Consider the following 23,936-nt stretch of genomic DNA (forward strand, 5'->3'; position numbering starts at 1 on the left):
TCAAGGCGCTGGCAATGGGGGCCGTTGGGGGGAATATCTGCGGTAGTCGCCCCTCGTTCTGCGCCATACCCCCCCGCGTAGAGCCGTGGCCTAGGAGTGGCAGCGGTTCACTCCTGGGCCGTGGGGCGCATGGGATAGCGATCCCTAGGGGGCTGAGAAGGTTACAGGAATGCTAAAGGGCAGAGTTTCTTGGCGACCGTTGACAAACCAAGTCAGGGTGCCGCTGAGGGTGTAGGTACCCGGCGTCAGCGCCGTAGCGGGGGCAATCATCAGGTTGCGATCTCCGCCTGCAATCACCGTCGTGGCGTTGTGCCTGCCGCTGGCTACAGTGGTGCCCTCCCGCGACAGCGCCCAGTCGGTGATGGGGCGGGCAGTGGCATCCCCTGCGTTGGCCACCAGCAGGGCAATCCTGCCCTCTGCGGGGCGGGCGGTGGCGGAAAGCACATCCAGGCTGGGCAACACTTGGCCCTGGCGCACATAGACGGTGACACCGATGCGTGGCCTTACGCCAATGGTCATCCGCCCTGGAGTATCGGTGGGGGTAGCATTGAGGGGCTCGGTAAACACAACGGCGCGAAATTCGCCCTCGCCCAGGCTGGGCAACAACTGAGACACCAGCCGCACCCGCCGCGTTTGGCCCGGTTCAATCACTAACTCGCGGGGAGAAAATAGAAGGTAAGGGGTCAGATCCTGCTCTGAGGTCGCGCCCAGTTCCACACCATCTCGTCCGTAGGTAAACGGCATCGCGTAAATCCTCACCCGCTCTGGCGTTTGCCCCGTATTCGACAGGGTAATCACCGCCTGGGCTTGGCCCTGGGTAGCCGCTTCTTCAATCACCATAGGACTGACCGACAACCGTGCTAGGGCCGGAGCTTCAACGGCTCCTAAAACCAGCGCAGCCAGGGCCAACGGACGCAAGGCAACAGCCAACCAACGAGGGCTAGACATCATGATTCATCCCAATTCAAAACATCAATGTGAACGAACAATCCACCTCAGCTTGGCCCCGGTGTCTGTGCTGCCGTTAGCGATGGAACAGCCCTGCTGTCAACAGCCACCGACCCCGCCAGGGCTTGCCTAGGGCGGCGTAGTAGTCACGGTGATCATCACCTGATAGCTGTAGGTACCAGGAGCAAAAATACTGCCAGCAGGGCGTTCCACCACCATCGACACCGACAACTCCGTGGTTCCGGTTGGCAGCGGCACAGGGCCACCTGCGCTGGTGGCAGTGCCGCCAGGAAAAGTAACGGTCGCGGTTCTCTCCGTTCCACCCGGATCTAAATTTGGCCCTCCTTCAAAGGTGGGAGTGTCTACCATCACCGTGGCACTGACAAACTCTGGCACCTCAATGGTGAGGGTGGTTGGGGCATCCGTTTCTAGGCGGTTAAAGCTGCCAACGGGCTGCACCAGGGGGCTAGACAGGGGGTCAGAAAACGTAACAGGTTGGGCTAGGGCCGAGGGCGCAAACAACACCCCTACCCCCGCCAAAGCGGTAGTAGCCAGGAGGCGACGCATGATAACACTCAAGAAACGGCAGGGTATCGAGCCTATTGGGGCAACGCCGTAACATCTACCTCATAGGAGTAGAACCCATCGGCCAAAGGCAGAAGCCCGGTAGCCGTCATGGAAACGGAAACAAGTTCATTCAGGAGTGGGCCAGTTACATCAGCAACAATGGGGCCAACGGACAGGGCCGTTTGGCCCGCTAGCGTCGCTGTCGCGGTCCGAACAGGAGTGGCGGTTTGTACGATAATTTCCCTAGGCTCCGCAACACTGAGATCCACGTCGCCATTGCAGGTGATGGGAACAGAACCCTCCGTATCTGTAATGAGCTGAGTCGGCAGGAGCGGATCAAGGATTAACCGCCCAGGGACAATCGCCGCTACATCAAAGACGCAGGTAGAAACAACCGTGCCGTTGAAGGGAACCGAAACCGTTTGGGCCTGGGCTATGCTAACTGTCCCTAGGCAGCTAGCAACAGCCAGAGATGACGCGATGGTAGTAGTTTTGAGCCAGTGCATGATAAGGTCAACCTTTGGAAAAGAAGCCGTGGATGGGTAATGTCATCGGTTCAAGGAATCGTCTAAGCCAAGAAAAATCCGCAAGGCGAATGGTTAGATATAACAGGGCTTTTAGGTGCTTTAGAAGAATCGACTATACTGCTTTTACATAGTCAGTCTGGCCAATCCGGAAGAGCTGAAAAATTAGGTTGATCAAGTGACCACAGATATCTTCTGTCTTGCTCTCTGGGAAAATTTCTTGTCGTTGCTATGCAAGTATTTGACGACACAGAGGTCATTAATAACAGGTCAAGCATGGCCTGATTTTCCGAGAGGTGAGCCCTTATCTCTATCGATTCTCACCGCAGCCCTAGGCCAACCTGAGTTCGGGATAAGCCAGAAGCTTCAGATGGCCTAAACGGGGGCCGAGTGCCCATTACACCCCACCCCCGTTTATCTAGCAGCCTAGGGCCGTTTGGCCTATTGCGGCACAGCGGTTACGTCTACGGTGTAGGCGTAGTCACCTTGGGCCAAGATGCCGCCCCCCGTGGCAGTCATGGTAACTTCCACATCTTCGGCGTCAATAGGCCCTGCGACAATCGTAGCGACTAAGCCAGCCGAATCAGCCGTCTCACCCAGCAACGTAGCCTCCGAGGCCACCGTGAGCGTGGCGGTTGGGTTTGCGGGATCTGCCACAGGAGCAGCGACAGTCAACTCAACGCCGCCGTTGCAAGTAATCGGGACAGAACCGGGGGTGGTGGTGGTCAACAGCGTAAGGTCAGCGGCATCAACCGCTAGCACCCCATCCGTAACGGCCCCAAAAGCACAGGTTGCGTTAATGGTGCCGTTGAAGGGTACCGATACCGTTTGGGCTTTGGCCATGCCAGCGCCCATAACGAAACTAGCGGCCACGAGCGATGACATGATGGTAGTTGTTTTGAGCAAATTCATTACAATCTCAACCTTATGGAGAAGAAACAGTTGGATCTTGTGAAAAGAGACAAAGCTCTTTCGGATTCATCGCTGATCAGCCATGCAAATGCTGGAGCAACGCAAGACTTTCAGGATGGATAGAGGCACAAACTAACTACTAATACACAGCTTGAATGGCCCATCCGGAAGAGTTGAAAAATTAGGCTGGTAGCGGATTAGTCTGGACACATGCCTGATCGTGCTTCGATATCCGTCATTACTTTTGGATATCGATTTGATGCAAAAAGTTTGCTGCCCGTGGGCTGCATTTGATCAGCGAATCTTTGCAACCTATGGGCTACATTGATTCAACAAAATTGTCCAGAATACTTGTAGATGTCTCTGCCCCTGAAAAGAAAAGAGATCGGTACTGGTGAAAGGTAGGTGCTACCAGTTGGAAGCCAGAATAACACTTTTCAGACCTACTCCGTTCAATGAAAATACGGAAAAATCCTGAAGCCTCTGAACACATCTCCCCAAAGCGTTAGCGGAGAGGCCCCTTGATCGGCAGTGATGACAGCCTATTGATTATGAGCGAGGCTAGCCGTCGGTTGAGGCCCCTCTGTCCCCACTTCAACGCCCGAAAGGCTGACGTTAACCGCCCCCTGCTGAAGTGTCAGCCCGCCGTTAGCAAGGCTTGCGCCAGTTCCAAGGAGAAATAATAGGCGTCCTTGGCCTCGCCCCAGAGGACTTCAAAGGGCTGGCTGGGTTCGCCCAGGTGGCTAATCACCAAGCTGGCCCCAGGCATGGGTTGGTTGCGGGTGTAGTCGTTGATCGTCACCACCGTCGGCAATCCAGCGGCCACGGAAGAGAGGACACCCTGCTGACTGTCTTCCAATACCAGGCAGCGTTCACGGGGCAAGTCCATCGTTTCGACAACGAGGTGATAGATATCTGGGGCGGGTTTTTTGGCGGGCACCATGTCTCCAGCGGCAATCATCTCAAACCAACCGGGGGACTCTGGCCCTAGGAGCTGTTCTAGCAGGGGCAGCACCGAATCCTTGGCGCTGGTGGTGGCAATGGCGAGGCGCACATTTTGCTGACGGGCTTCGTCCAGCAATCGCCGTACTCCGGGCCGCAGGGGGATAACGTTGGCCATGAGCAAGTCTTTAAAATGTCGCCCCTTGGCTTGGTGCAAGGCGGTGATCAAATCCGTAGGATCGCCGTCTGGCAAGCCCTTGGGCTGGTAACGCTCGATGTAGTAGCGGATACGTTCCTTACCACCCGCCACTCGCAGCAGTTGGCCGTATAGACCCACTGGCCACTGCCAGGGCAAACCCATTTCCTCGAAGGCGCGGTTAAAAGCGACCCGGTGGCCATCGCGCTCGGTTTCGGCTAGGGTGCCATCCACATCAAAAATTAGTGCAGCGGGAAGGGTCATCGCATCAAAGACCGTAGGGGCGAGGTTTCCTCGCCCGTGGACACCGACGGAACAGCCGCCAGATTGAGGTTCCGATCCGCATCGGCAGTTCCCCAAGGACAGTGACCCAGAGGGGCAAAGGACAGGCAAAAGCACCCTGATTCTAGCCGAGAAGCCGCCCATTTCGCCGTAGGATGAAAAGGCAGCCTACCCGCCTGTTAAGGGTTTAGAACCTAGGGCTGGGTTAGGGCTCTGTTGTCAACGGCGACCACTGGAATGGACATCAAACGCGGCTTTGTCGATACGATTGGAAACACCCCGCTCATCCGCCTCAACAGCGTTAGTGAGGCGACGGGCTGTGAGATTTTGGGCAAGGCAGAATTCCTCAATCCGGGCGGTTCGGTGAAGGATCGGGCGGCGCTCTACATCATCGAAGACGCCGAGAAAAAAGGCCTGCTCAAACCCGGTGGTACGGTGGTGGAAGGCACCGCTGGCAACACGGGCATCGGTCTGGCCCATATCTGCAATGCCAAGGGCTACCGCTGCCTAATCGTCATCCCCGAAACCCAGTCCCAGGAAAAAATTGATCTGCTGCGTACCCTAGGGGCCGAAGTTCGCACCGTGCCCGCCGTGCCCTACCGCGACCCCAACAACTACGTCAAACTGTCCGGTCGCTTAGCCGAAGAGTTGGACAACGCCATCTGGGCCAACCAGTTCGATAACCTGGCCAACCGCCAAGCCCACTACGCCACCACTGGCCCCGAAATTTGGCAGCAAACCGAGGGCACCGTCGATGCCTGGGTGGCCGCCACGGGCACCGGGGGCACCTACGCCGGAACCGCCCTATTTTTGAAAGAGAAAAATCCCAACATCCAGTGCGTCGTCGCCGACCCCATGGGCAGCGGCCTCTATAGCTTCATCAAAACCGGGGAAGTCAACATCCAGGGCAACTCCATCACCGAGGGCATCGGCAACAGCCGCATCACCGCCAACATGGAGGACGTTCCCATCGACGACGCCGTTCAAATCAGCGACCCCGAAGCCCTCAAGGTGCTCTACCAAATGCTGTACAAGGACGGCCTGTTCATGGGCGGATCCGTGGGCATCAACGTTGCCGCCGCTGTGCAACTGGCCCAACGCCTCGGCCCCGGCCACCGCATTGTCACCGTCCTCTGCGATGGCGGATCCCGCTACCAGTCCCGCATCTACAGCCGCCCCTGGCTAGAGGAAAAAGGACTGTGGAGTGACGATCTCCTGCCTAGCTAAGGGAGGGTAGTCGTCTTGGTGGTGGAAAAGTAGTCTGTCTGCATCCTGACTTTTCAGGCGATCAGAACTGACTGGATCCCAAAACATCTCAGGCAACTTTCTCCCATTGCTAACATCTATAGGTATGATCGAAACACCGTTCCGGGTGGGCTGTCTCCCCGATCCGGTGACTCGGTTGTGGGATCGTGCTGGTTCGCGATTCCCTCGCCTGTCGTTGTCCAAGGATCGCTGCTGTGTCCGACGTGCCTAAGCCCATCCCGCCAAAATCCGATTCATCCCCTGATCCAGCGTTGTCCAATTCTCCCGATAAAAAACCAGCCGCCGCGCCCAATCCTTGGGTGGAAGTCTTGCAAACCATTGGCCTTAGCGTCGTGTTGGCCTTTGGCATTCGTCATTTTGTAGCCGAGGCCCGCTACATTCCCTCCGGCTCTATGCTGCCCACCCTGGAGGTAAACGACCGCCTGGTGGTGGAAAAAATCAGCTACCGTTTTAATCCGCCAGAACGGGGCGATATCGTTGTGTTTTGGCCTCCCGACAGCCTCACCCCTCCCGGCAGACGGCGGGACGCCTTCATTAAACGGGTGATCGGCCTACCGGGGGAAGAAGTCACCATCCGCGACGGCCAGGTCTTCATCAACGGCGAAGTCCTAGAGGAAAACTACATTCAATCTCCGCCCGACTACCAGTGGGGGCCAGAACAGGTGCCCGACGATCACTATCTGGTGCTAGGCGACAACCGCAACAGCAGCTACGACAGCCACGCCTGGGGCTTTTTGCCCGGTGAAAACATTATTGGCCGTGCCGCCGTCCGCTTTTGGCCCCTAGATCGAATCGGCTGGCTGGATTCGGAATAACCTTGGCTAGAAATCCCTAGGCGCTGGGCCTTCGCGGGTGGGCGGGTACTGAATTTTGACTGGACCTAGGGGGTAGGATCGGAGCCAAACTTGCGGCCAATCCAGCCCATCACGCCGCTGGCGATGGCTCCGGCCATCAAGACACTAATGGCAGGTAAAATCAGCGGATTCCAGAGGGAATACCACAGGTCTAGGCCCAAATTGAGGTTCATGCTGCGCCCTACAACGGCGGCCATAAACCAGGCAAAGGCCGCAAGCACTAGCCCTAGGTCTACGACTAAAATCCAGCTAATGGTGCGCGAAATCATGTCCTTCATGGCAATGTGGGCAGGATGTCAACAGTGTTCCTAGTTTATCTGTAAACGTCTGACCGTGATCTAGGGTGCCCATGCCTTCTATGCCTTCCATGCCCGACGATTTGCTTCCCTTTCTCGCAGGGGTGGCCCTGTTTGTGGTCTATCTCTGCTGGTCTGCCGCCACCGAGATGGGGACACGCTGGCCTGGGCGAAGGAAGTAGCGTCAGCCCACCAAGCCCTCACCTTCTGTCCAGGGTTTCCGGCTACGGGATTCTCAAGCCACCGTCGCCAGGCAAATTGGCTGGCCCGTGGGGAGAACCAGCCAATTGAGGCATACACAGCTTTTTCAACAGTCAATCATCTCTGGGGGATAAGACCCTAAGACTATTTCGATAATGCTTGACAACGTTGGAATCATGGTTGGATCACAATCGACGGGACAAACCCTCAAAGAAATAAGTATTTATTCTCAGAGAATTAATGCCTAGCCGACCTAGATCAGAGGCTCAGCAAGGCTAGTTTAGTCCTGTTCCTGGGAGATGAGCAGATTGTCAGGATCAACGTAGTGACAAACGGCGTCATCTACGCAGATCAAGGCCCATCCAGAGGCATCAATACTCACCAGATTGTAGTCTCCATCCTGGACAAAGAACCCCTTGTGGTTGCGGGTATCGGGCTTGATGGCAACAAAGTTGTCAGACATAGCTACACACTCCAGAAACAACGACTAGCAATAATGAAGAAAAGCTTATGGCTTAATTACGAAAATCCTATCATCTCCTTCATGGGATTTTTATTAAGTAATTTAATGGAATGTATCGAGACAAGGCAGGCTGGGGCTTTGAGGAGCCCAAGAACCGACTAAAAAGCCTTTGCAACCGTGATATAGCCTAGATCGGCGGGAAAATTCTGTCGCCAAGGAAAGATTAATTTAAGCAATGTAAACTTTGTGATCTACCCCTCTCAGATAAGGATGATCGGCATAAATACTCATTTTTCTATCGGTCTTGCAATGCTGAGATGAAGGAAAGAGAAAAAACCTAGTATTAATCAAAAGCTTGAAGCGTATAAATACTCATCTTTCAGGGTGAGTATTTATGCACAAATACTCAATTTATTGAGCCTGTTTTATCAGCATAAATGCTCATTTCCAGTGTTGAATGATTAGTATAAATACTCATCCTTGTTCATATTCTGAACTTATCTGATGCGCTGCCGGATCAATTCCCAGTAGCCCTTCATCGGCTTAAGATCCCTGATTCACTGACAAAACTTGCTAAAACCCGCATTCGTCAAAGGGTCAGGAGACCTGCCCCCTACATGAACCCAATGCTGTAGGGGCGCGGTTTTCGCGCCCGATGCAGAATCCTTTGTTAGTCAACCAGTTAAGACTCATCGTGGATGATGGGCGACCCCCTGCCTAATTTAGTGACAGTTGGCCCTATTGACCAAGAATTGCGATGGGCCACCCTGGATTTTTTCAATCCTGAGTCGTTGCGCCGCTGCCTGAATGCGAGCCAGCCTTGCTAGGATCAGCACAGTTCATCTATATGCTGCCCTATGACCGTCATGCCATCCCCTGTTACCCGTTCGTGGGCTCCCATTCTGGAGGCGTTTACCGCTGCCCTGGGGCCGGATAAGGTGGTGCGACGCAAGGAGGAACTGCTGGTCTATGAATGTGACGGTCTCACCAGCTATCGCCAGCGTCCGGCGGTGGTGGTGCTGCCCAATTCCACCGAGGAAGTGGCGGCGGCGGTGAAAATTTGCGACCAGTTTCAGGTGCCCTTTGTGGCGCGGGGGGCGGGAACGGGCCTGTCGGGCGGGGCGCTGCCCATCGAGGATTCTGTCCTCATTGTCATGGCCACCATGCGAAATATTTTGGAGGTTGACCTCGAAAATCAGCGGGTGGTGGTGCAGCCCGGAGTGGTGAACAACTGGGTGACGCAGGCGGTGAGTGGGGCGGGGTTTTACTACGCACCAGATCCCTCCAGCCAGTCGGTGTGTTCGGTAGGGGGGAATGTGGCGGAAAACTCCGGCGGTGTCCACTGCCTCAAGTATGGCGTGACCACCAACCACGTTCTGGGGCTGAAGGTGGTGACACCCAAGGGCGACATTGTGGATTTGGGTAGCCCGGTGGCCGAAACGCCGGGGTATGACCTGACTGGGGTGTTCGTTGGTTCCGAGGGCACCCTGGGCATCGCCACAGAAATTACGCTGCGGATTCTCAAAGCGCCGGAATCGATCCAGGTTCTCCTAGCGGACTTTACCTCCGTGGAAGCCGCAGGGGAGGCTGTTTCGGCCATTACCAGCGCCGGGATTATCCCCGCCGGGATGGAGATGATGGATAACTTCAGCCTCAACGCTGTGGAGGATGTGGTGGCGACAAACTGCTATCCCAGGGACGCAGCAGCGATTTTGCTCATCGAAATCGACGGCCTTCCCGCCGAAGTGAAGGCTACCGGGGAGCGCATCGACCAACTGTGCCGCCAAAACGGTGCCCGCAGTATCACCATCGCCACCGACCCCGAAGAACGCCTGCGCCTGTGGAAGGGCCGCAAAGCCGCCTTCGCTGCCATGGGCAAACTCAGCCCCGACTACTACGTGCAGGATGGCGTTATTCCTCGCACCCAACTGCCCTACGTGCTGAAGGAAATCGAAGCCCTTGGTGCCCACCACGGCTATCGGGTGGCCAATGTGTTCCACGCTGGAGACGGCAACCTGCACCCGCTGATTCTCTACAACAACTCGATTCCTGGACAACTCGAACAGGTAGAGGAACTGGGGGGCGACATCCTCAAACTCTGCATCAAAGTGGGGGGCAGCATCTCCGGCGAACACGGCATTGGGGCCGACAAACGCTGCTATATGCCCGATATGTTCTCCGAAACTGACCTAGACACCATGGCCTGGGTGCGCCAAGCCTTTAACCCCAGCGGTTTGGCCAACCCCACCAAACTGCTGCCCACCCCCCGCACCTGTGGCGAAGCGGCTCGTCACCAAGGCGCGGCGTTTGCGGATGTGGAACGGTTTTAGGCGGGGATGACCTGAGCTAGAGGTCATCTGAGATGGGGATGATTTGAGGTGGGGATTACCTGGGGTGAGGATGATCTGAGGGTCAGAATTACCCTAAGTCCACCGCTGGGGCATATTTTTGCCAAATGTCGCCATAGACGATGGCGGGGTTTTTCCAGGGCTTGTGGTGGCCACCGCTCCAGTGGATGACGTTAATTTGGTCGAGGGGTTTTTTCAGCGCCTTTGCCACAACCTGCATATTGCCGTAGCCGCAGCGGTTCCAACTGCGGTCAAGCTGAATGTAGTCCTTAAACATCACATTCAGCAGCGTTTCATCGCCGCGATTTAGCATCCCATACTTACAGGAGGCATCCCAGTCTAAGTAGTAGTGAAAGATGCGGTCTGTGGCGTCGTTCCAGTAGGTGTAATCGGTAAATAAAACACCGCTATTAAAGGATTGCTTGAAGGCCAACATTTCCCGCAGGGCTTTGAAGGGATTGCCAAACTGAAAAATCGCTGGATAAAAGTGGGGCACTGCCGCAAAGTAGCGTTCGGGGCTAAATTGCACCGTTTCAAATAGCGTGGCCACATCGCCAATCACCACCACATCGGCATCTAGGTACAGCACCTTGCTGACGTCGGGGAAAATGTCTTTGAGAAACATCCGGGCATACTGCATATAGCGCGACACCCGCCGAGTCGGCGTCATGGGCTCATACTTGGCATGGATGTAGTCTGCCATAAACTTGGGTGGCGTGAAGGGATACACCCGCCATGCAAATTTTGGATCTGGAAAAACAGTGGAGATTTTTTCCTTAAAAAAGTCCACTTCATCCGGTGGAACGGTAATGTTAAATCGTAGATTTTCTGGAGTGGCTGTGTTGCTCACCACGGAGTTCATGGCGGTGAGTAGCGCCACCACAATTCCTTGATTCAGGGCAAAAGCGATATCGTAAATCATGAACTATCCTGGCCGTTATATGGTGAGCCAGCGCAGGAACCTAATCCAGCGCCAAACCGGAGGGACGCCATGGAAAACAGACATCCACACCCAGCACCCAGCGATGATACCAGGTTGATGATTCCCTTAGCCGATCATCGCGCCGCTAGTCCAGTTGTCACAGAACATCAGGATCTAGACCTAATTGCCGCAAGCGCTCAGCCAAACGTTCAGCCCGCTCCCGCTCTTGCTCGGCCCGTTCCCGTTCAAAATTGGCGCGTTCTCGTTCTTGTTCTGCCCGCTCTCGTTCAAAATTGGCCCGCTGCTGCTCCAGGGTGGCCCGTTCGTCGCCGCTGAGCAGTAGGTTGCCCTGATCATCCCACCAGCGCAGCCAAGGGAGCGTTTGGTTGAGGTAGGATCCTTGCCAAATGCCCAGTTCCACTCCCATGGGCGGAATGGCGTAGTGGCCGCGCTCGTTGGGGGGGCAGGGCTGGTAATGGCTACCGACCAATTCGTAAACCTCCACCGCCGCCTTTTCCACCTCATAGATGGCGTAGAAGGGGACGCGAATGGCCTGCTCGTAGACCCAGAATTTGCCTGCTTTGGCGGTGGGGTCGGCCAGGGGTGAGGTGGCATCGCGTTCTTCGGAGCCATCGCCAGAGACAAACTCGATCACCAGCAGCGGCGCAACAATTTCCTTCCACAGCACGTAGGATCGGCGGGTTTTGCCCTCCAGCAGGGGCGGCACATGGGGCACATAGAACCAGTCCGGCGCTTCGGCCCCGCGCTCTGGGGGATCGGTCAAGCGCCAATAAATGCCGCTATCTTGGCCAATGGCATACTGGCCATCGGGATGCAGCGATTCTAACGCGGGACGAATGGAATCGGTCAGCAACACGCTTTGGGGATGTTCCTGAAAGTTTTTCACAAAGGTGCCGTCGGTTTCCGGCAGTTGCGTGTGATCCGGCAGCGATAGCGCCGATGGGGAACCAGCAATCACCATGGGCCTTGACCGTGGGGGACGGATTTCGCTAATAATACACCATTACTACGAAAGGCTACCACTACGACAAACAGCCGCTGTCAGAAAACAACGGCTGTTGAAATTTCTTGGGCTTGCTTGAGACGTTTCGCGTGAGCTTCCGCTGTGGATAAGCTGCGGAGTTTCCAGGGTTTTGACAGGCTTGGCCTAGAAACCTTGGCGAGAGACGAGCTTTTCAATGTCGGCTTGGGTTTGGTGCAGCAGGTTGTGGCGGCTGTCGCTGCTGCTGGAGAGAGAGGGCACCAAATTGCGGGCCTGAAGCGCCATGTGCAGTTGCAGATGGGCAACGTACTCGGAAAAGTCTTCGCGGGTTTCGGTCAGCACGGGAGCTTTTTCTGACAGGGCCACGGGAACAACCTCGTTGTTACGGAACATCAAAACAAAGGCAACGCTAACGAAGTTAACATAGGCGCTGCACCACCCCTAGGCTGTGCAACGAAGCTTAACGGTCTGTCACATTGATCACTGTCGTTTGGGTGCTATCGCCGCCGCTCTTGGAGTTTGCGGTACACGTCTTTGATATCTACCCCGTGGTGGGCGAGGGCGACGAGGGTGTGGTAGAACAGGTCGGCCACTTCTCCAGCGATGGCGGTGGGGTCGTCGTCTTTGCAGGCCATCACCACTTCGGCGGCTTCTTCGCCAATTTTCTTGAGGATTTTGTTGTCGCCCCCGGCCAGCAGTTTGCAGGTGTAGGAATCGGGGTTGGGGTTGTCCCGCCGATCACACACGACGCCAAACACCTGGGACAGCATATCCGCCGGAGGAGCCACCTTGCCCTCACCAACCTGGTGGAAGCAACTCCGTTCCCCCGTGTGGCAGGCTACATCGCCGACTTGATCCACCGTCACCAAGAGAGCATCGCTGTCGCAGTCGTAGCGGATAGACTGCACCCGCTGCACATGGCCAGAGGTGGCCCCTTTGTGCCAAAATTCCTGCCGCGAACGGCTCCAGAACCAGGTTTCGCCCGTTTCCAGGGTTTTTTGCAGCGATTCCGCATTCATCCAGGCCATCATCAATACCGTGCCGTCCAAATGGTCTTGCACAATGGCAGGCACCAAGCCCTGATCGTTGTAGCGAATTTGATCGATGGGCACAGCGTTGGACAGGGACGACGGAGAAGAAGCCATGGTACAGGGGTGAGCGGGGTGACTGGAAGTTACTGATCCACTTTAGTACGGTGGGGGAGTTGGGAGTCGGGAATCGGGAGTCGGGAGTCGAGAATCGGGAGTCGGGCACGTAGGGTGCATTCGCGAAGCAATGCACCAATGCCGAGAGTCGAGAGTCGGGAGTCGGGAGTCGGGAAATAACTTTTTGGGAGAGGAACCCAGAACCATAGGGCGCTTGGGTTAGGATGGAATGCGGGCAAAGCTTGGATAACGGTATCCTGTGGCCCTCACCTGCCCCTGTTAAAACGCCGCCATGAAAGAGTTTTTTGAGAACGTTTTTCGCTATCCGCGCTACCTGATCTCCTTTTCCTTGGGGATTCTCTACAATGCCGTGCAGCCGCTCGTGCCATTGTTCCAGCGTCCGACCACGGCGGTGGCGTTGGTGGGGGCCGTGGTGGCGGGGTTCTTGTTCCTCACCTTTACCCTGCGGGCCATGCTGGGCTTGGGTGCCGCCTAGGGGGTAAACCCCGTCGAGAAGATTGTTTAGCACGTTGGAGAACGGGGCGATGGCCAATAATCGTCGAGTGGAGCGGGTGGCGTCGTTGATTAAGCGCGAAGTCAGCCACATGCTGATGGGCGACATTAAGGACGACCGGGTGGGCGCTGGCATGGTCAGCGTTACCGATGTGGATGTGTCGGGGGATTTGCAGCACGCCAAGGTGTTTGTCAGCATCTATGGCACCGAGGAAGCCCGCGCCGAAACCATGGAAGGGCTGAAGGCGGCCACGGGCTTTGTGCGGAGCGAACTGGGCCAGCGCATCCGGCTGCGGCGCACCCCAGAAATTTTGTTCAAAGAAGACACCTCCATGGAGCGGGGCACGCGGGTGCTGTCCCTGATCAACCAGCTCAGCCAGGAGCGGGAGGAAAAGGGCATGGATGACGCCTGGTTTGAGGCGGGGGAAGAGGACGAATCCGATGAAGCCCCCCTCGATGAGGCTATTCCCAGTGCCGAGGACGCCGAGGACGATCTGGCGTGAGGACGGCCCCCAGTGCCATCATGCCCTCCCCCGATGCGCTGTCCCTGGAGGAACAGGTAGCGCAGATGGTGGTGGTGCGTACCTCCGGCCATTTGTTTGACCACGAAATTCGCTACCCCGCCTGGGAAGCCGACCGAGCCACCTTGCACCACTACATTGCCGACCTCGGCGTGGGCGGGGTGATTTTGCTGGGGGGCAGTGCCGCCGAAGTGGGCCTCAAAACCCAGGAGTTGCAAACCCTGGCCTCGGTGCCCCTGCTCATTGCGGCGGACATCGAGGAAGGCGTGGGTCAGCGGTTCAGTGGAGCCACCTGGTTTCCGCCCCCCATGGCCCTGGCGGAAATCGCTAAGCGAGACTTACCCCAGGCCGAAGCCTACGCCGAAGCGATGGGTGCCGTCACCGCCGAAGAAGCCCTGGCCATTGGCCTAAACTGGGTGCTGGCTCCGGTGGCCGACGTCAACAACAACCCTGAAAACCCCGTGATCAACGTGCGGGCCTTTGGGGATACCCCGGAAATCGTCGCCGCTCTGACCACGGCCTTTGTGCGCGGTGCCCAGCGTCAGGGTGCTCTCACCACCGCCAAGCATTTCCCTGGCCACGGTGATACGGCGGTGGATTCTCACCTGGAATTGCCGATTTTGCCCCACGATAGCCAACGGCTTCAGCAGGTAGAATTGCCGCCCTTCCAAGCGTTGATTGAGGCTGGGGTAGATACGGTGATGACCGCCCACCTGATGATTCCGGCCCTGGATCTGCAATATCCCGCCACCCTGTCTGACCGCACCTTGACGGGGTTGCTACGGGAAAAAATGGGCTTTACGGGGCTGATTGTCACCGATGCGCTGGTTATGGGAGCCATTGCCCGCACCTACGGCCCCTACGAAGCGGCGGTGCTGGCGGTGGAAGCCGGGGCGGATATTTTGCTGATGCCCCAGGATCCCGAAGGCTGCATCAAGGCCGTTGTCGAGGCCGTCACCACTGGGCGCATTCCCCCCGAGCGCATCGCCGAGTCCGTAGAACGCCTGTGGCGGGCCAAGCAGCGGGTGGCCTCCAGGCTGTCGGTGCCGCCAGAATCTTGCCACGCCTGGGAGCACATTCCGCCCCCGCCCATTCAGCTCGATCCCTTTCTGCGGCCAGAATCCCAGCGTCTCGTGGCCGATATTCTGGCCCATTCTATGACCGTGGCGGGTCAGGTGCCATCCTGCGACCCTCAGCATCCTGGCGACAATCTGATCCTGGTGGATAGCGTGGTGGATTGTCCGTTTTTGAACCGCACCGCCCCCGCCATTGCCCTGCCTGCCCAGGCCCACTACCAGCTTCAGCTTGTCGATCACCAGGGCTGCCAGCGCTGGCCCCAGGTCGATAGCCTGCGCCCAACGTTGATGCAAATCTTTCTGCGGGGTAATCCCTTCCGGGGTTCGGCGACAGTGTCTCCTCTGATTCAAGCTTGGATTGAGGCCCTCTTACAGGCGCAATATCTTAATGGGCTGGTCATTTACGGCAGTCCCTACGCCCTGGATTACCTCAAAACGCACTATCTGAACTCAGCCGCCCGCCCGTCCGCAGATAACGCCATTCCGGCCAGTCCAGACACGCCCTACGGGTTCAGCTATGGCCAAATGATCGCGGCCCAAGCTGGGTTGCTCACACCCCTGGGGTTGGGGGTGCCTAATGCCCCCGGTGCCAGACCGCAGATCTCCGCTTTCACGGATTAGGTCGAGGGTGACTTATCCTATCTCTGGCGAAAAACAGAACTTTTACAACCGTATTTGTGCTGACTAAAGCCCACTAAAAAGACTCGTAAATCTGAGGGGCAGGATAGAATATAGCTACCCTAGAGGAAGCATTGAGCTTCATAAAGCTTCATGCTTCGGGTTATCCCAAGGCTGAGCAGATTGAGTCTGCCTGATTGTGAGGCCTGGAAAGCAATTTAGGCCATAATTAGGCATTTTTCCTGCTTTTCCCTCCATATTCTTGGTGAACAGTCGGCATTTTGTACCAGGGTCGTCTTCAAGGAGTTAACGATGTTTTACACTCTCCCTCCGGTTCCCCCTCCCCTGATTCATGTAGCAATAACTCCAGCCCAAAATGGTGCTCGGATAGCTGCATTGGACTGTAAACGGGGAAGCCGCGATTGTTTTCCGACGGATCGAGTAGGCTACCAACTCAGCCAGAGCGGAGTGGTGATAGCGCAAGAGGACAACCGCGCCTAACGCCAGATAGCCAAGTCTGGAGCTAAGCCCTTGGCCACCCAGCCATGAAGGACTCTGAAGCGTGCCCCATCGCTGAGGCGTAGATTCAAGCTTGGATGAGGCACAGTCTGCGTTTCTGGCTGGGTCTGGGGTGTAGGCCACGGCTACCCAGGCTTTTGGCCTAGGGCCAGCCCTGCGATGAAAATATCTCCCCCATGAAAAACCTCCTCGCCGCTGGGGCCAGGAGGTCTGAATCAGGGTGCATCTACCGTTCTAATCTTCTTGGGTTGGCGGGCCATTCCGGGAGTTTTGCTGAAGTTCATCAAGCTTTGGGGCAAACTCGATATGATCCAGACTGCTGTGTAAAATTTGGCCCGCTGCTGATGCCTAGTTCGCCCCTTGCCGTTAGAGTTCAATCCGCACCGTTGTCGGTGCCGGGACAGGCCCTTGTGCCCGCTGTTTATTTGGTGGGTGCTGGCCCTGGCGATCCTGAATTGCTGACCATCAAAGCCCAGCGCATTATCAGTCAGGCCGATGTCATCCTCTATGCCAATTCCCTAGTTCCGACCCAAATTTTAGACTGGGCCAGACCCGACGCTGAACGGCTGGGCACCGCCAATCTCACCCTAGAAAGCATTTTGCCGCTGATGATTGAGCGGGTGCGGGCAGGGCAGTCTGTGGTGCGCATTCAGTCCGGCGATCCGAGTCTCTATAGCGCCATCCACGAGCAAATCCAGGCCCTGACCGAGGCGGAGGTGCCCTTTGAGGTAGTGCCCGGAATTAGTGCCTACCAGGCCGCAGCGGCCAAGCTCAACGCCGAACTCACGATTCCGGGGCTAGTACAGTCCATCATTTTGACTCGCATCAGTGGTCGCACCCAGGTGCCCGCCAGCGAAGACCTCGCCAGCATGGCCGCCCACAAAACCAGCCTGTGTTTGTACCTCAGCGCCCGCCATGTGGAAGCCGCCCAGGAACAACTGATGCAGCACTATGAGGCCGATACTCCGGTGGCGATCTGCTTCCGCCTAGGCTGGCCCGATGAGCAAATTTGGCTGGTGCCCCTGTCTGAGATGGCCACTGCCACCCACGAGCACGATCTGATTCGCACTACCCTATACCTGATTAGCCCTGCCCTGCGGGGTGGCCAAGTTCGATCCCGTCTCTACAGCCCCGACCACACCCATCTGTTCCGCCCCCGGCCCCAGGGTGAGGCAAACGGATAACCTCGCTCCCGCCTAGGTGTATCCCTAGAATGCGGCCGTGCGGGAACTGAGTCCGCGAGGCTTCAGTTCGCGAAGATTCAGGCGGCAAGGATTCAGGTTGGGAAGATAGGGTCAGCGAGGATTCAGGCCGCCAAGATCGGATCGACCAGGATGCAGTCAGCGAGGATTCAGTCCGCGAAGATTTTGCCTTGAAGACTTGGCCTTTAGGATTCGGCGACGGTGGGGCGGGCTTGCTGCACTAGGTCTCGACAAGCGGCCACAGAGGCCCGTTCAGTCATAGCGTTGACGAGGGCATCAAAGGTGTCTCGGTGGGTTTCGAGCAGGGTTTTGGCCTGGAGGGTGGCCCAGCGCTGCTTGATGGTGGTCTCTAGGTCAGACTTGCCCAGCCCTCGCCAAAGCTGCCGTAGGGCCTGCACGTCGCCATCGCCGCCCAGGGCATCGCCGTAGATCATTTGCTCTGCCGCCAGCCCTGCCATCCATACCTGGCTATAGCGGTCGAGCCATTGCGGGGTGAGGGGGATGGGCGGTTGGTCACGGGGTTGATCGGCGCTGGATGGGTGGCTCAGATCGTCCTTCAGCGGATGTTCCATGTCATCGCCCAGCCCAAAGATAACGCCGCCCTGCCCCGGTAGCCCGCGCCGCCAAGCTTCCCAGGTGGTGAGGGTGTAGTCTTGGACGGGAATGTCTAGGAGCAGCGCCGTTAACAAATGCCCCGCTTCGTGGTGAATCACCCGCTGCCGATGTTCGGGCGAAAACCAGGCTAGGGCGTCGGTAATCAGGTTGCCAATGCGCCCCTGAAGATTGAGCTGATCGACCGTGAAGATCCCCAACCCCGTTGCGGCTACCCCGGCCACCAAGGCGGGTGACAGGTGGATGAGGGGGCCAAGCAAACTGGCCATGGTCATGCCAAAAATGACGACGGCAATGGCGTTGAGGGTGGTATCGCGCATGGGGTTAGGGCTGGCTAGAGTTCTAGGAAGATTGAGGCGCGCAAACTGGGCGCAGCGTATATCATTATCGTCAAGTTTAGGGGTGCCGACAAACGCTCTCTAGGCCCTAGTATTCCCCAGGTAGGCTCCGACGGGTTGGGCCTGGGATCGGTTGATTTGGGAGAGGCGACATGCCGCAGGCAATGCAAGGCATAGTGATTGGGCTGCTGATCAGCCTGCTGTTGGGTGGGGTCATAGGCTTTTATCTGCGCCAAGGTCAGGTGGCCAAACTAGCGGCGACCCTCAAGGCAAGTCAGGAGCGGGAAAGCCGCTTGCAGCAAGAGCATGACACCCGTCTACGTGCCGCCACGGCCCAGCTTCAGCAGGACTATGCCGCCCAACTGGCAGACAACATCGAGCATTATCAGCGCCAGTACGAAGCCCAGCGTCAACAGTTAGAAGCAGAGTATGAAGCCCGCCAGAATTTGATGCCGGGGGGCGAACCACCCAACCCCAATGCCGACCCTGGTGAGGGTTGGGAGACGGCCCCTGCCAGCGAATACGAAGTCCGTCTGCGGCAACAATACGAGGCAAGGCTCAAGGAAGCAGCTCAGAAAATCCAGCACGCCTACGAACAACACCTGCGCGAAACCCTGGCCAACGAGCGCGAAGCCCAGCAGCAGGAGTATGACCAGCGCCTTGCCGAAGCCATTGCCCGCGCCCAAGACGAGGCTGAGGCCCGCCTTGCCGCCGCCCTCACAGAACAGGAAGCGATGGCCCAGATCGGTGGTGCGGGGTTAGCCACGGGATGGGTAGACGAAACCCAAGTGCAGGAACAACTGGCCACCCTAGAGGCGGAACTGCGCAGCAGCTATGATCGGCGGCTGGCAGAGCGCATCGAGCAATATCAAGACGAGATGTCCCAACGCATTGCCCAGATGGAGCAGGAATTTGCTGCCCGCCTGCAAATGGCCCAGGCCAACCAGCCCGCTGAGGAGCCACCCCAAATTGCGGAATTGCCCGCCACTGCCGATCTAGAAGCCCGCTTTCAGGCTGAGTACAACCAGCGCTTGGCGGCTGCGGTGGCCCGCCACCAAGACGAACTCACGGAACGCCTTCAGGCCCTTACCGAAGAGTATGAGGCTCGCCTCCATGGGGCAAAGGGTGGCAACGAGGCAGGAGAGGTAGATGCCGCTGCCCTAGAAACCGCCCTGCGTCAGGAGATTGAAGCCGAACTGCGGGCCGAATATGACCTACAACTAGCGGAAAAACTAGAGCAGTTCCAGGCCGATTTTGGCCAACGCGCCCAGGATTTTGAAGCCGGATTGATTGCCACCTTAGATCCCTTCGAGGACGCCGCCATTCAGGCAGAATCCCTAGAGGACGAAGGCTTTGAGGCCGATCCATTTCCCGACTTCGATGCCTTCCAGGCCGCCACCTTGGCCGAAGACGCCCCGCCCACCCTAGGAGAACCCGCCCAGTTCGCCGACGCCGCTGTTCCACCAGAAGCCACCGCCGCCCAGGCCAGTGCCAACCGCTGGGAGGTGGAGGAGGAAGCCATAACAGAAGAAGACTGGAGCCAGGATGAGGCAGGGACAGCGGCTCGTGAAGACACTGACGAAGATGACTTCGGCCTAGGAGAGCCCCCCTGGGAAGGCGCAGGCGTGGTAGATACCGATCTAGATTTAGAATTGGGTGACGCTGACCCCGACGCCGTGGCCTTTGACACCCTCGATGCGGCGGCCTTTAACACCTCAGATTTATCTGACCTATCGGAGTTTGATGGCGCTGACAGTGGCGCTGATGGCGGTGCTGACCTAGCAGCCCTGGAGACGCCCCTCCACGAGGACGAAGCCGCCTTAGATTTCGATGCTGACTTCAACCTAGACGACCTTGCTCTCTCGGTCATCCCCAACGACGAAACCCCAGACCAGGAGGATGAAGAGGATATTTTTAACCTCGAAGTCCTCGCCCAGCGGGCCGGAGTGGATTTGAACGAACTCAATAACCTCCTCAACCAAACGGATAGGCCACCCACCACCGAGGACGACATCTCCGACTTTAGTGAGGAGGACTGGGGCAACCTCAGTTAGCGCCAGCCTCGCTAGATACCCTGACGGGCTGGGCAGAATGCGTTCAGAGAGGCCGAGGCAGAAATTGCTAGAGGACACCCCAGCCAGATCGCTACAATGGGGATCGCTGTCTTTGCGCCTGCCCCCAGAATGTTCGAGAGCCTTCAGCTTTATCTGTACGACCTCAGCCAGTGGGCCAACCAGTTGGTGAATGCCCAGCTTACCCACGTTTCGCCCCTTAGCTTAACGGTGGTCGCCGTAGCGGGGTTGCTCACCAGTTTGTCCCCCTGCTTGCTCTCCATGCTGCCGATTATGGTGGGCTACATGGGCGGCTACGACAGCGACACCCGCCAAGAATCCGTCCTGCGCTCCCTCGGTTTTGCGCTAGGACTGGCGACCACTTTGGCGATTTTGGGCCTGGTGGCGGGGCTGTTTGGCTATGTCTACGGCCAGGTAGCCATTGGCTTGCCCATTGTGGTCAGCGCCGTTGCCATTGTGATGGGCCTCAATTTGCTGGGAGTCTTACCCCTCACCCTGCCCAGCCTCGGCAATCTGGACGCCAGCCAGTGGAACCTGCCCCCCTGGCTGAAAGCCTACGCCCTGGGGCTGACCTTTGGCATTGTGGCCTCTCCATGCAGCACCCCCGTTTTGGCAACGCTCCTCGCCTGGATTTCCGCCACCCAAAATCCCCTCCTGGGCAGCGCCTTTCTGCTGGCCTACGCCCTGGGCTATGTCACGCCCCTAGTGTTGGCGGGCACCTTCACCTCCACGGTCAAACGGCTGCTCTCCCTACGCCAATGGTCAAGCTGGATCACCCCCGCCAGCGGTGTTCTGCTCCTCGTCTTCGGCGTCTTTTCGTTGCTGAATCGCCTGGTACCGTCGAGCTTGGTGTAGGTGGGCAGTGCCTACCCTACGAACCTAATACCCCCAGCTATAGGGATCTTTGGCGGCGGTAGCCAGTTTCTGCTACTACGTCGCTACAGTGTCAACCTAATATTGAGCTTTTGCCAAACCTTGCAAAGCCATTTTTGTCAGCCATCGCGGTTGCTGCTGCCGAAATAGAACCCGAGAGCCGTGCCTAGAGCGCTAAAGTTAGCCGTTATCAGCAGCGTCATCAAAGCATGAGAGGCTTGGGCCTGTTCTTTCTTAAGTTCTAACAGCTTATCCACCGTTTCCGGTCTAGGTTCCCCTTGAACCATCAGATCATCAAGGGTTTGGTACAGACGCCATCTGTTCAAAAAGTCCAGTCCCAGAATCAAATACATCAAAACACCAATACCGATAGCAATGCCCAGCGCTAGCCGGGATCGGGTCTGTTCCTGTCTGTCCGCTTTAGATAGCTGGGTTCTGATAACCTCACGTCCATCAGGACTTTCTGGGGCGGAGCTAGTGGCACTGTTGAGTAGAGGCGCAAGGGGCTCATTCGCGGCCTGCTCATCGGTTTGTGCAGCGACAGAAGCATTCTCAGCGGACTGGCGAACCACTTCGTCGATACTGAGAGCCTGCTCCTCAGGGGAAAGGTCTGACTCAAGCTCTAGTGGCGAATCGGCTTCAGACGGCATTAGCTTCAGACTTGAGCGACTTCAGAAAGCATTGATAGGCCAGATGCAAGCAGCAGCACTAATGATTTTTGGAAAACTGTCTGGCAAATTCCCTGGGAGTCAACCACTCGACTTCGTAGCGCTTCTTATCTCGTTCTAACAGCAAAGAAGACCCATCGGCCCGCTCACTGTAGAGATAGGCCGTGGTTGAAATAGCGTACCGAAGCGCCGTCGTGGCATCGACATTAAGCTGATCCGCCAGTTTAGCCAACTCCGCAATCACATCCTTAGGCATACGGACAACAATGTCTTCACGTTCTTCGGGTTGAAGGAGTAGCGACCCATCCTTAGACACTGAAGCAGATTCAGATGACATATCCACAAACCTTAAAGTACTATTCCTAGCCAGGAACACCCAAGGGGATCAACAGAGCCTTGCCAGCAGGATGACCTAATCATACTGGTGCCCAGCATATCCCATAACTTCCTGAGACTTCCACCCTATGGGGCCAGACCTTCATACTATCCTGACTTACCTGGATTATGTATATTTATATACTGATTTTAAGCTTTTCCGTTATCAAGAAATAAGCTGACTAAGGTTGCTAGGGTGCTTACTCCTTGAGATATAGCCCTTGTATTGCCCCCTTCTCCAGGCTAGAACCACCCCCATCTTGACTTTCTGTCCAACGCTGCACCGCCTCATTCAAGGTTGGGATGGTTAATAGACCCTCCCATCGATACGTACAGGCTATCTCCAGCAGGCAAGAGGCCGAGTCCATCACGGCCAAGACAATATCCCAATCGTCTAAGGGGGTAGGAAGATTGCAATGGAGATAGAAGGGGCACGCCATAGCTGAGACCTCATCGGATTAGTTCGCCACAATCGTAAGAATTTGGGGTAGATACACAGCCGCATCATCATGGAGTTCAGTTCAAAGAAACCTCAAGGCTTGTTAGCTGACGAGCTAAGAAAAAATCAGCTTAGTTCCCTTACGACCATGGATAATAACCTCCTCCATTGGCGTAAAGATGCGCTGAGCGGAAGGAATACCCCGCCAGCGAGCACCGCGATAACTCAGCCAGTAGATTTGATCAACTTGTTCGATGAAGTAAGCCCCTTCTCCAGGCACTACCACATCAAACAGATTGTTGTCTTCGGGTTTAGGGGTAGGGAAAAGTGCAAACAACATGATTTTTCTCCTGATAGTTAAGATGTCTGACTCATTTATTGCGCGTGAATGATTAACTCTAAATATCGTTCGCTACCAACACGTTAACATCTCATCTCTGTTCCTATACGGGGATAAGACACTATCAGACTTTATTTCTTTTTATTGCCAGATAAATTTCAACATATCCTCTTAAACTGTAGAGCCAGACTAACTGATTAATCTGGCTCTTATGGGTTCATATTACTGAGACAGTCGTATGTGCCTTCTACCAAGAAATAGGAATCTCCGTGAGATAGCAGGCCATGGCAATAAACAAAACGTTCAATGCCATACCAGTGGCGAGAATTGCAACGACCATGAAGCGCTCCTTTGTAGACTGAGAAACGTATGTGTTATGCTCATCTTCTAGAGGTGATTGGATAAATTGAGTTAGCATGGTGAGATGCCTATCCTCTTGCTATGGGTTATCTGTCTTCCATTATTACTAAGCTAATCCATCAGTGTCAGGTTTCTTATCCGGCAGAAAACGCTTTAAAATACGGAAATTTACGGTCATTCTTGCCTTCGATCTTAGGCTTATGCCAAAACATTGCGAGACTAGGTAGCCCCTAAAATCCTGAAAGTCTTGACTGATGAGTCTTTGCAACCCCAGGTGTGTTCATACTCATAGCCGATTGGCATTAACCCCATCCAGCCCATAGCTTTAACAAAACGTCAGGCTAAAATAGCCCATGTCAAATTCTGGCAAATGCGCTAATCTGTATTAAAGACAACATAACGACAAGGATTAGCGTCAAAAGAAATGTCCTGAAATAAACGGAATTAAAGATAAAAAATAAAGAAATATAGAGAAAATAAAAAAGCGTGCGATCTGGCACAGAGATAACCATTTATTTTAGACAAGGGCAAGATTCATACA

Annotated in this window: 24 protein-coding genes; 9 read left to right on the plus strand and 15 right to left on the minus strand. The window is 56.1% G+C overall.

Annotation, left to right across the window (positions count from 1 at the left end):
- Positions 1–144: 144 nt before the first annotated feature.
- The 5 genes from GFS31_RS17285 to GFS31_RS17305 form a co-directional block, all read right to left on the minus strand.
- Positions 145–951 carry a hypothetical protein gene (locus GFS31_RS17285; RefSeq protein ID WP_198805984.1) on the minus strand — a complete coding sequence of 269 codons (807 nt, stop codon included), beginning with the start codon at positions 949–951 and terminating at the stop codon, positions 145–147.
- A gap of 126 nt (positions 952–1,077) precedes the next feature.
- Positions 1,078–1,515: a hypothetical protein gene (locus GFS31_RS17290; protein ID WP_198805985.1), complete on the minus strand. Its 438-nt coding sequence runs from the start codon at positions 1,513–1,515 to the stop codon at positions 1,078–1,080.
- A 32-nt stretch (positions 1,516–1,547) separates the two neighbouring features.
- A complete protein-coding gene (locus GFS31_RS17295) occupies positions 1,548–2,021 on the minus strand; it encodes a hypothetical protein (RefSeq protein ID WP_198805986.1) in 474 nt (157 codons plus the stop codon).
- Positions 2,022–2,480: 459 nt separating this feature from the next.
- Entirely contained in the window at positions 2,481–2,924 is a 444-nt protein-coding gene (locus GFS31_RS17300; protein ID WP_198805987.1) for a hypothetical protein, read from the minus strand.
- A 664-nt stretch (positions 2,925–3,588) separates the two neighbouring features.
- Positions 3,589–4,353 carry an HAD-IA family hydrolase gene (locus tag GFS31_RS17305; RefSeq protein WP_198805988.1) on the minus strand — a complete coding sequence of 255 codons (765 nt, stop codon included), beginning with the start codon at positions 4,351–4,353 and terminating at the stop codon, positions 3,589–3,591.
- A gap of 255 nt (positions 4,354–4,608) precedes the next feature.
- On the opposite strand from GFS31_RS17305, the gene GFS31_RS17310 reads away from it, so the two are divergent.
- Positions 4,609–5,598: a cysteine synthase A gene (locus GFS31_RS17310; RefSeq protein ID WP_198805989.1), complete on the plus strand. Its 990-nt coding sequence runs from the start codon at positions 4,609–4,611 to the stop codon at positions 5,596–5,598.
- Positions 5,599–5,888: 290 nt separating this feature from the next.
- Positions 5,889–6,452: a signal peptidase I gene (lepB, locus tag GFS31_RS17315; RefSeq protein ID WP_225907704.1), complete on the plus strand. Its 564-nt coding sequence runs from the start codon at positions 5,889–5,891 to the stop codon at positions 6,450–6,452.
- Positions 6,453–6,517: 65 nt separating this feature from the next.
- Here lepB and GFS31_RS17320 read toward each other — a convergent pair whose 3' ends face one another.
- Both GFS31_RS17320 and GFS31_RS17325 read right to left on the minus strand, forming a co-directional pair.
- Positions 6,518–6,769 carry a hypothetical protein gene (locus GFS31_RS17320; protein ID WP_198805990.1) on the minus strand — a complete coding sequence of 84 codons (252 nt, stop codon included), beginning with the start codon at positions 6,767–6,769 and terminating at the stop codon, positions 6,518–6,520.
- 499 nt (positions 6,770–7,268) lie between these two features.
- Positions 7,269–7,451, minus strand: a complete 183-nt coding sequence (locus tag GFS31_RS17325; protein WP_198805991.1) for a hypothetical protein — start codon at positions 7,449–7,451, stop codon at positions 7,269–7,271.
- Positions 7,452–8,308: 857 nt separating this feature from the next.
- Between GFS31_RS17325 and glcD the strand changes: the two genes are divergently transcribed.
- Complete coding sequence (glcD, locus tag GFS31_RS17330; protein ID WP_198805992.1) at positions 8,309–9,781, plus strand: glycolate oxidase subunit GlcD; 1,473 nt, start codon at positions 8,309–8,311, stop codon at positions 9,779–9,781.
- Positions 9,782–9,869: 88 nt separating this feature from the next.
- Here glcD and GFS31_RS17335 read toward each other — a convergent pair whose 3' ends face one another.
- The 4 genes from GFS31_RS17335 to hisIE all read right to left on the minus strand — a co-directional run bounded on the left by GFS31_RS17335 (position 9,870) and on the right by hisIE (position 12,869).
- Positions 9,870–10,721 carry a glycosyltransferase family 8 protein gene (locus GFS31_RS17335; protein WP_198805993.1) on the minus strand — a complete coding sequence of 284 codons (852 nt, stop codon included), beginning with the start codon at positions 10,719–10,721 and terminating at the stop codon, positions 9,870–9,872.
- 157 nt (positions 10,722–10,878) lie between these two features.
- Positions 10,879–11,703 (minus strand): Uma2 family endonuclease, encoded by an 825-nt coding sequence (locus GFS31_RS17340; protein WP_198805994.1) that lies wholly within the window; start codon positions 11,701–11,703, stop codon positions 10,879–10,881.
- Between the two features lie 186 nt (positions 11,704–11,889).
- A complete protein-coding gene (locus GFS31_RS17345; RefSeq protein WP_225907482.1) occupies positions 11,890–12,090 on the minus strand; it encodes a hypothetical protein in 201 nt (66 codons plus the stop codon).
- Positions 12,091–12,221: 131 nt separating this feature from the next.
- Positions 12,222–12,869 (minus strand): bifunctional phosphoribosyl-AMP cyclohydrolase/phosphoribosyl-ATP diphosphatase HisIE, encoded by a 648-nt coding sequence (gene hisIE, locus GFS31_RS17350; protein ID WP_198805995.1) that lies wholly within the window; start codon positions 12,867–12,869, stop codon positions 12,222–12,224.
- A 292-nt stretch (positions 12,870–13,161) separates the two neighbouring features.
- On the opposite strand from hisIE, the gene GFS31_RS17355 reads away from it, so the two are divergent.
- The 4 genes from GFS31_RS17355 (at position 13,162) to cobM (ending at position 17,300) form a co-directional block, all read left to right on the plus strand.
- On the plus strand, positions 13,162–13,365 hold the full coding sequence (locus tag GFS31_RS17355; protein WP_198805996.1) for a DUF751 family protein: 204 nt from the start codon (positions 13,162–13,164) through the stop codon (positions 13,363–13,365).
- A 49-nt stretch (positions 13,366–13,414) separates the two neighbouring features.
- Positions 13,415–13,885 carry a 30S ribosome-binding factor RbfA gene (gene rbfA, locus GFS31_RS17360; protein ID WP_198805997.1) on the plus strand — a complete coding sequence of 157 codons (471 nt, stop codon included), beginning with the start codon at positions 13,415–13,417 and terminating at the stop codon, positions 13,883–13,885.
- Positions 13,886–13,905: 20 nt separating this feature from the next.
- On the plus strand, positions 13,906–15,600 hold the full coding sequence (locus GFS31_RS17365) for a glycoside hydrolase family 3 N-terminal domain-containing protein (RefSeq protein WP_198805998.1): 1,695 nt from the start codon (positions 13,906–13,908) through the stop codon (positions 15,598–15,600).
- Positions 15,601–16,460: 860 nt separating this feature from the next.
- Positions 16,461–17,300, plus strand: coding sequence for a precorrin-4 C(11)-methyltransferase (gene cobM / locus GFS31_RS17370; RefSeq protein WP_198805999.1), 840 nt, complete (start codon positions 16,461–16,463; stop codon positions 17,298–17,300).
- Between the two features lie 203 nt (positions 17,301–17,503).
- Here the strand turns inward: cobM and GFS31_RS17375 are convergent, their stop codons facing one another.
- Positions 17,504–18,250: an ATP-dependent Zn protease gene (locus GFS31_RS17375; RefSeq protein WP_198806000.1), complete on the minus strand. Its 747-nt coding sequence runs from the start codon at positions 18,248–18,250 to the stop codon at positions 17,504–17,506.
- A 170-nt stretch (positions 18,251–18,420) separates the two neighbouring features.
- Here GFS31_RS17375 and GFS31_RS17380 point away from each other — a divergent pair, with 170 nt between their 5' ends.
- Positions 18,421–20,322, plus strand: a complete 1,902-nt coding sequence (locus GFS31_RS17380; protein WP_198806001.1) for a hypothetical protein — start codon at positions 18,421–18,423, stop codon at positions 20,320–20,322.
- A gap of 129 nt (positions 20,323–20,451) precedes the next feature.
- Positions 20,452–21,195 (plus strand): cytochrome c biogenesis protein CcdA, encoded by a 744-nt coding sequence (locus GFS31_RS17385; protein ID WP_198806002.1) that lies wholly within the window; start codon positions 20,452–20,454, stop codon positions 21,193–21,195.
- A 137-nt stretch (positions 21,196–21,332) separates the two neighbouring features.
- On the opposite strand, the gene GFS31_RS17390 is transcribed toward GFS31_RS17385, so the two are convergent.
- From GFS31_RS17390 to GFS31_RS17400, 3 genes are all read right to left on the minus strand, one after another.
- Entirely contained in the window at positions 21,333–21,863 is a 531-nt protein-coding gene (locus tag GFS31_RS17390; RefSeq protein ID WP_198806003.1) for a hypothetical protein, read from the minus strand.
- 58 nt (positions 21,864–21,921) lie between these two features.
- On the minus strand, positions 21,922–22,218 hold the full coding sequence (locus GFS31_RS17395; RefSeq protein ID WP_198806004.1) for a hypothetical protein: 297 nt from the start codon (positions 22,216–22,218) through the stop codon (positions 21,922–21,924).
- A gap of 592 nt (positions 22,219–22,810) precedes the next feature.
- Positions 22,811–23,035 carry a hypothetical protein gene (locus GFS31_RS17400; RefSeq protein WP_198806005.1) on the minus strand — a complete coding sequence of 75 codons (225 nt, stop codon included), beginning with the start codon at positions 23,033–23,035 and terminating at the stop codon, positions 22,811–22,813.
- Positions 23,036–23,936: the final 901 nt, after the last annotated feature.

It is taken from the genome of Leptolyngbya sp. BL0902 (assembly GCF_016403105.1).
In the GTDB taxonomy this organism is placed as follows: Bacteria; Cyanobacteriota; Cyanobacteriia; order Phormidesmidales; family Phormidesmidaceae; genus Nodosilinea.

Bases quoted from the DNA above. Each gene is read 5' to 3' on its own strand.
- GFS31_RS17365 (WP_198805998.1), top strand. From the start codon at position 13,906: ATGCCCTCCCCCGATGCGCTGTCCCTGGAGGAACAGGTAGCGCAGATG.
- rbfA (WP_198805997.1), top strand. From the start codon at position 13,415: ATGGCCAATAATCGTCGAGTGGAGCGGGTGGCGTCGTTGATTAAGCGC.
- GFS31_RS17395 (WP_198806004.1), bottom strand. From the start codon at position 22,218: ATGTCATCTGAATCTGCTTCAGTGTCTAAGGATGGGTCGCTACTCCTT.
- GFS31_RS17390 (WP_198806003.1), bottom strand. From the start codon at position 21,863: ATGCCGTCTGAAGCCGATTCGCCACTAGAGCTTGAGTCAGACCTTTCC.
- GFS31_RS17335 (WP_198805993.1), bottom strand. From the start codon at position 10,721: ATGATTTACGATATCGCTTTTGCCCTGAATCAAGGAATTGTGGTGGCG.
- hisIE (WP_198805995.1), bottom strand. From the start codon at position 12,869: ATGGCTTCTTCTCCGTCGTCCCTGTCCAACGCTGTGCCCATCGATCAA.
- GFS31_RS17290 (WP_198805985.1), bottom strand. From the start codon at position 1,515: ATGCGTCGCCTCCTGGCTACTACCGCTTTGGCGGGGGTAGGGGTGTTG.
- GFS31_RS17375 (WP_198806000.1), bottom strand. From the start codon at position 18,250: ATGCGCGATACCACCCTCAACGCCATTGCCGTCGTCATTTTTGGCATG.
- GFS31_RS17380 (WP_198806001.1), top strand. From the start codon at position 18,421: ATGCCGCAGGCAATGCAAGGCATAGTGATTGGGCTGCTGATCAGCCTG.
- GFS31_RS17340 (WP_198805994.1), bottom strand. From the start codon at position 11,703: ATGGTGATTGCTGGTTCCCCATCGGCGCTATCGCTGCCGGATCACACG.
- GFS31_RS17295 (WP_198805986.1), bottom strand. From the start codon at position 2,021: ATGCACTGGCTCAAAACTACTACCATCGCGTCATCTCTGGCTGTTGCT.
- GFS31_RS17355 (WP_198805996.1), top strand. From the start codon at position 13,162: ATGAAAGAGTTTTTTGAGAACGTTTTTCGCTATCCGCGCTACCTGATC.
- GFS31_RS17285 (WP_198805984.1), bottom strand. From the start codon at position 951: ATGATGTCTAGCCCTCGTTGGTTGGCTGTTGCCTTGCGTCCGTTGGCC.
- cobM (WP_198805999.1), top strand. From the start codon at position 16,461: ATGCCTAGTTCGCCCCTTGCCGTTAGAGTTCAATCCGCACCGTTGTCG.
- GFS31_RS17385 (WP_198806002.1), top strand. From the start codon at position 20,452: ATGTTCGAGAGCCTTCAGCTTTATCTGTACGACCTCAGCCAGTGGGCC.
- GFS31_RS17400 (WP_198806005.1), bottom strand. From the start codon at position 23,035: ATGTTGTTTGCACTTTTCCCTACCCCTAAACCCGAAGACAACAATCTG.
- GFS31_RS17305 (WP_198805988.1), bottom strand. From the start codon at position 4,353: ATGACCCTTCCCGCTGCACTAATTTTTGATGTGGATGGCACCCTAGCC.
- GFS31_RS17320 (WP_198805990.1), bottom strand. From the start codon at position 6,769: ATGAAGGACATGATTTCGCGCACCATTAGCTGGATTTTAGTCGTAGAC.
- GFS31_RS17325 (WP_198805991.1), bottom strand. From the start codon at position 7,451: ATGTCTGACAACTTTGTTGCCATCAAGCCCGATACCCGCAACCACAAG.
- glcD (WP_198805992.1), top strand. From the start codon at position 8,309: ATGACCGTCATGCCATCCCCTGTTACCCGTTCGTGGGCTCCCATTCTG.
- GFS31_RS17300 (WP_198805987.1), bottom strand. From the start codon at position 2,924: ATGTCATCGCTCGTGGCCGCTAGTTTCGTTATGGGCGCTGGCATGGCC.
- GFS31_RS17310 (WP_198805989.1), top strand. From the start codon at position 4,609: ATGGACATCAAACGCGGCTTTGTCGATACGATTGGAAACACCCCGCTC.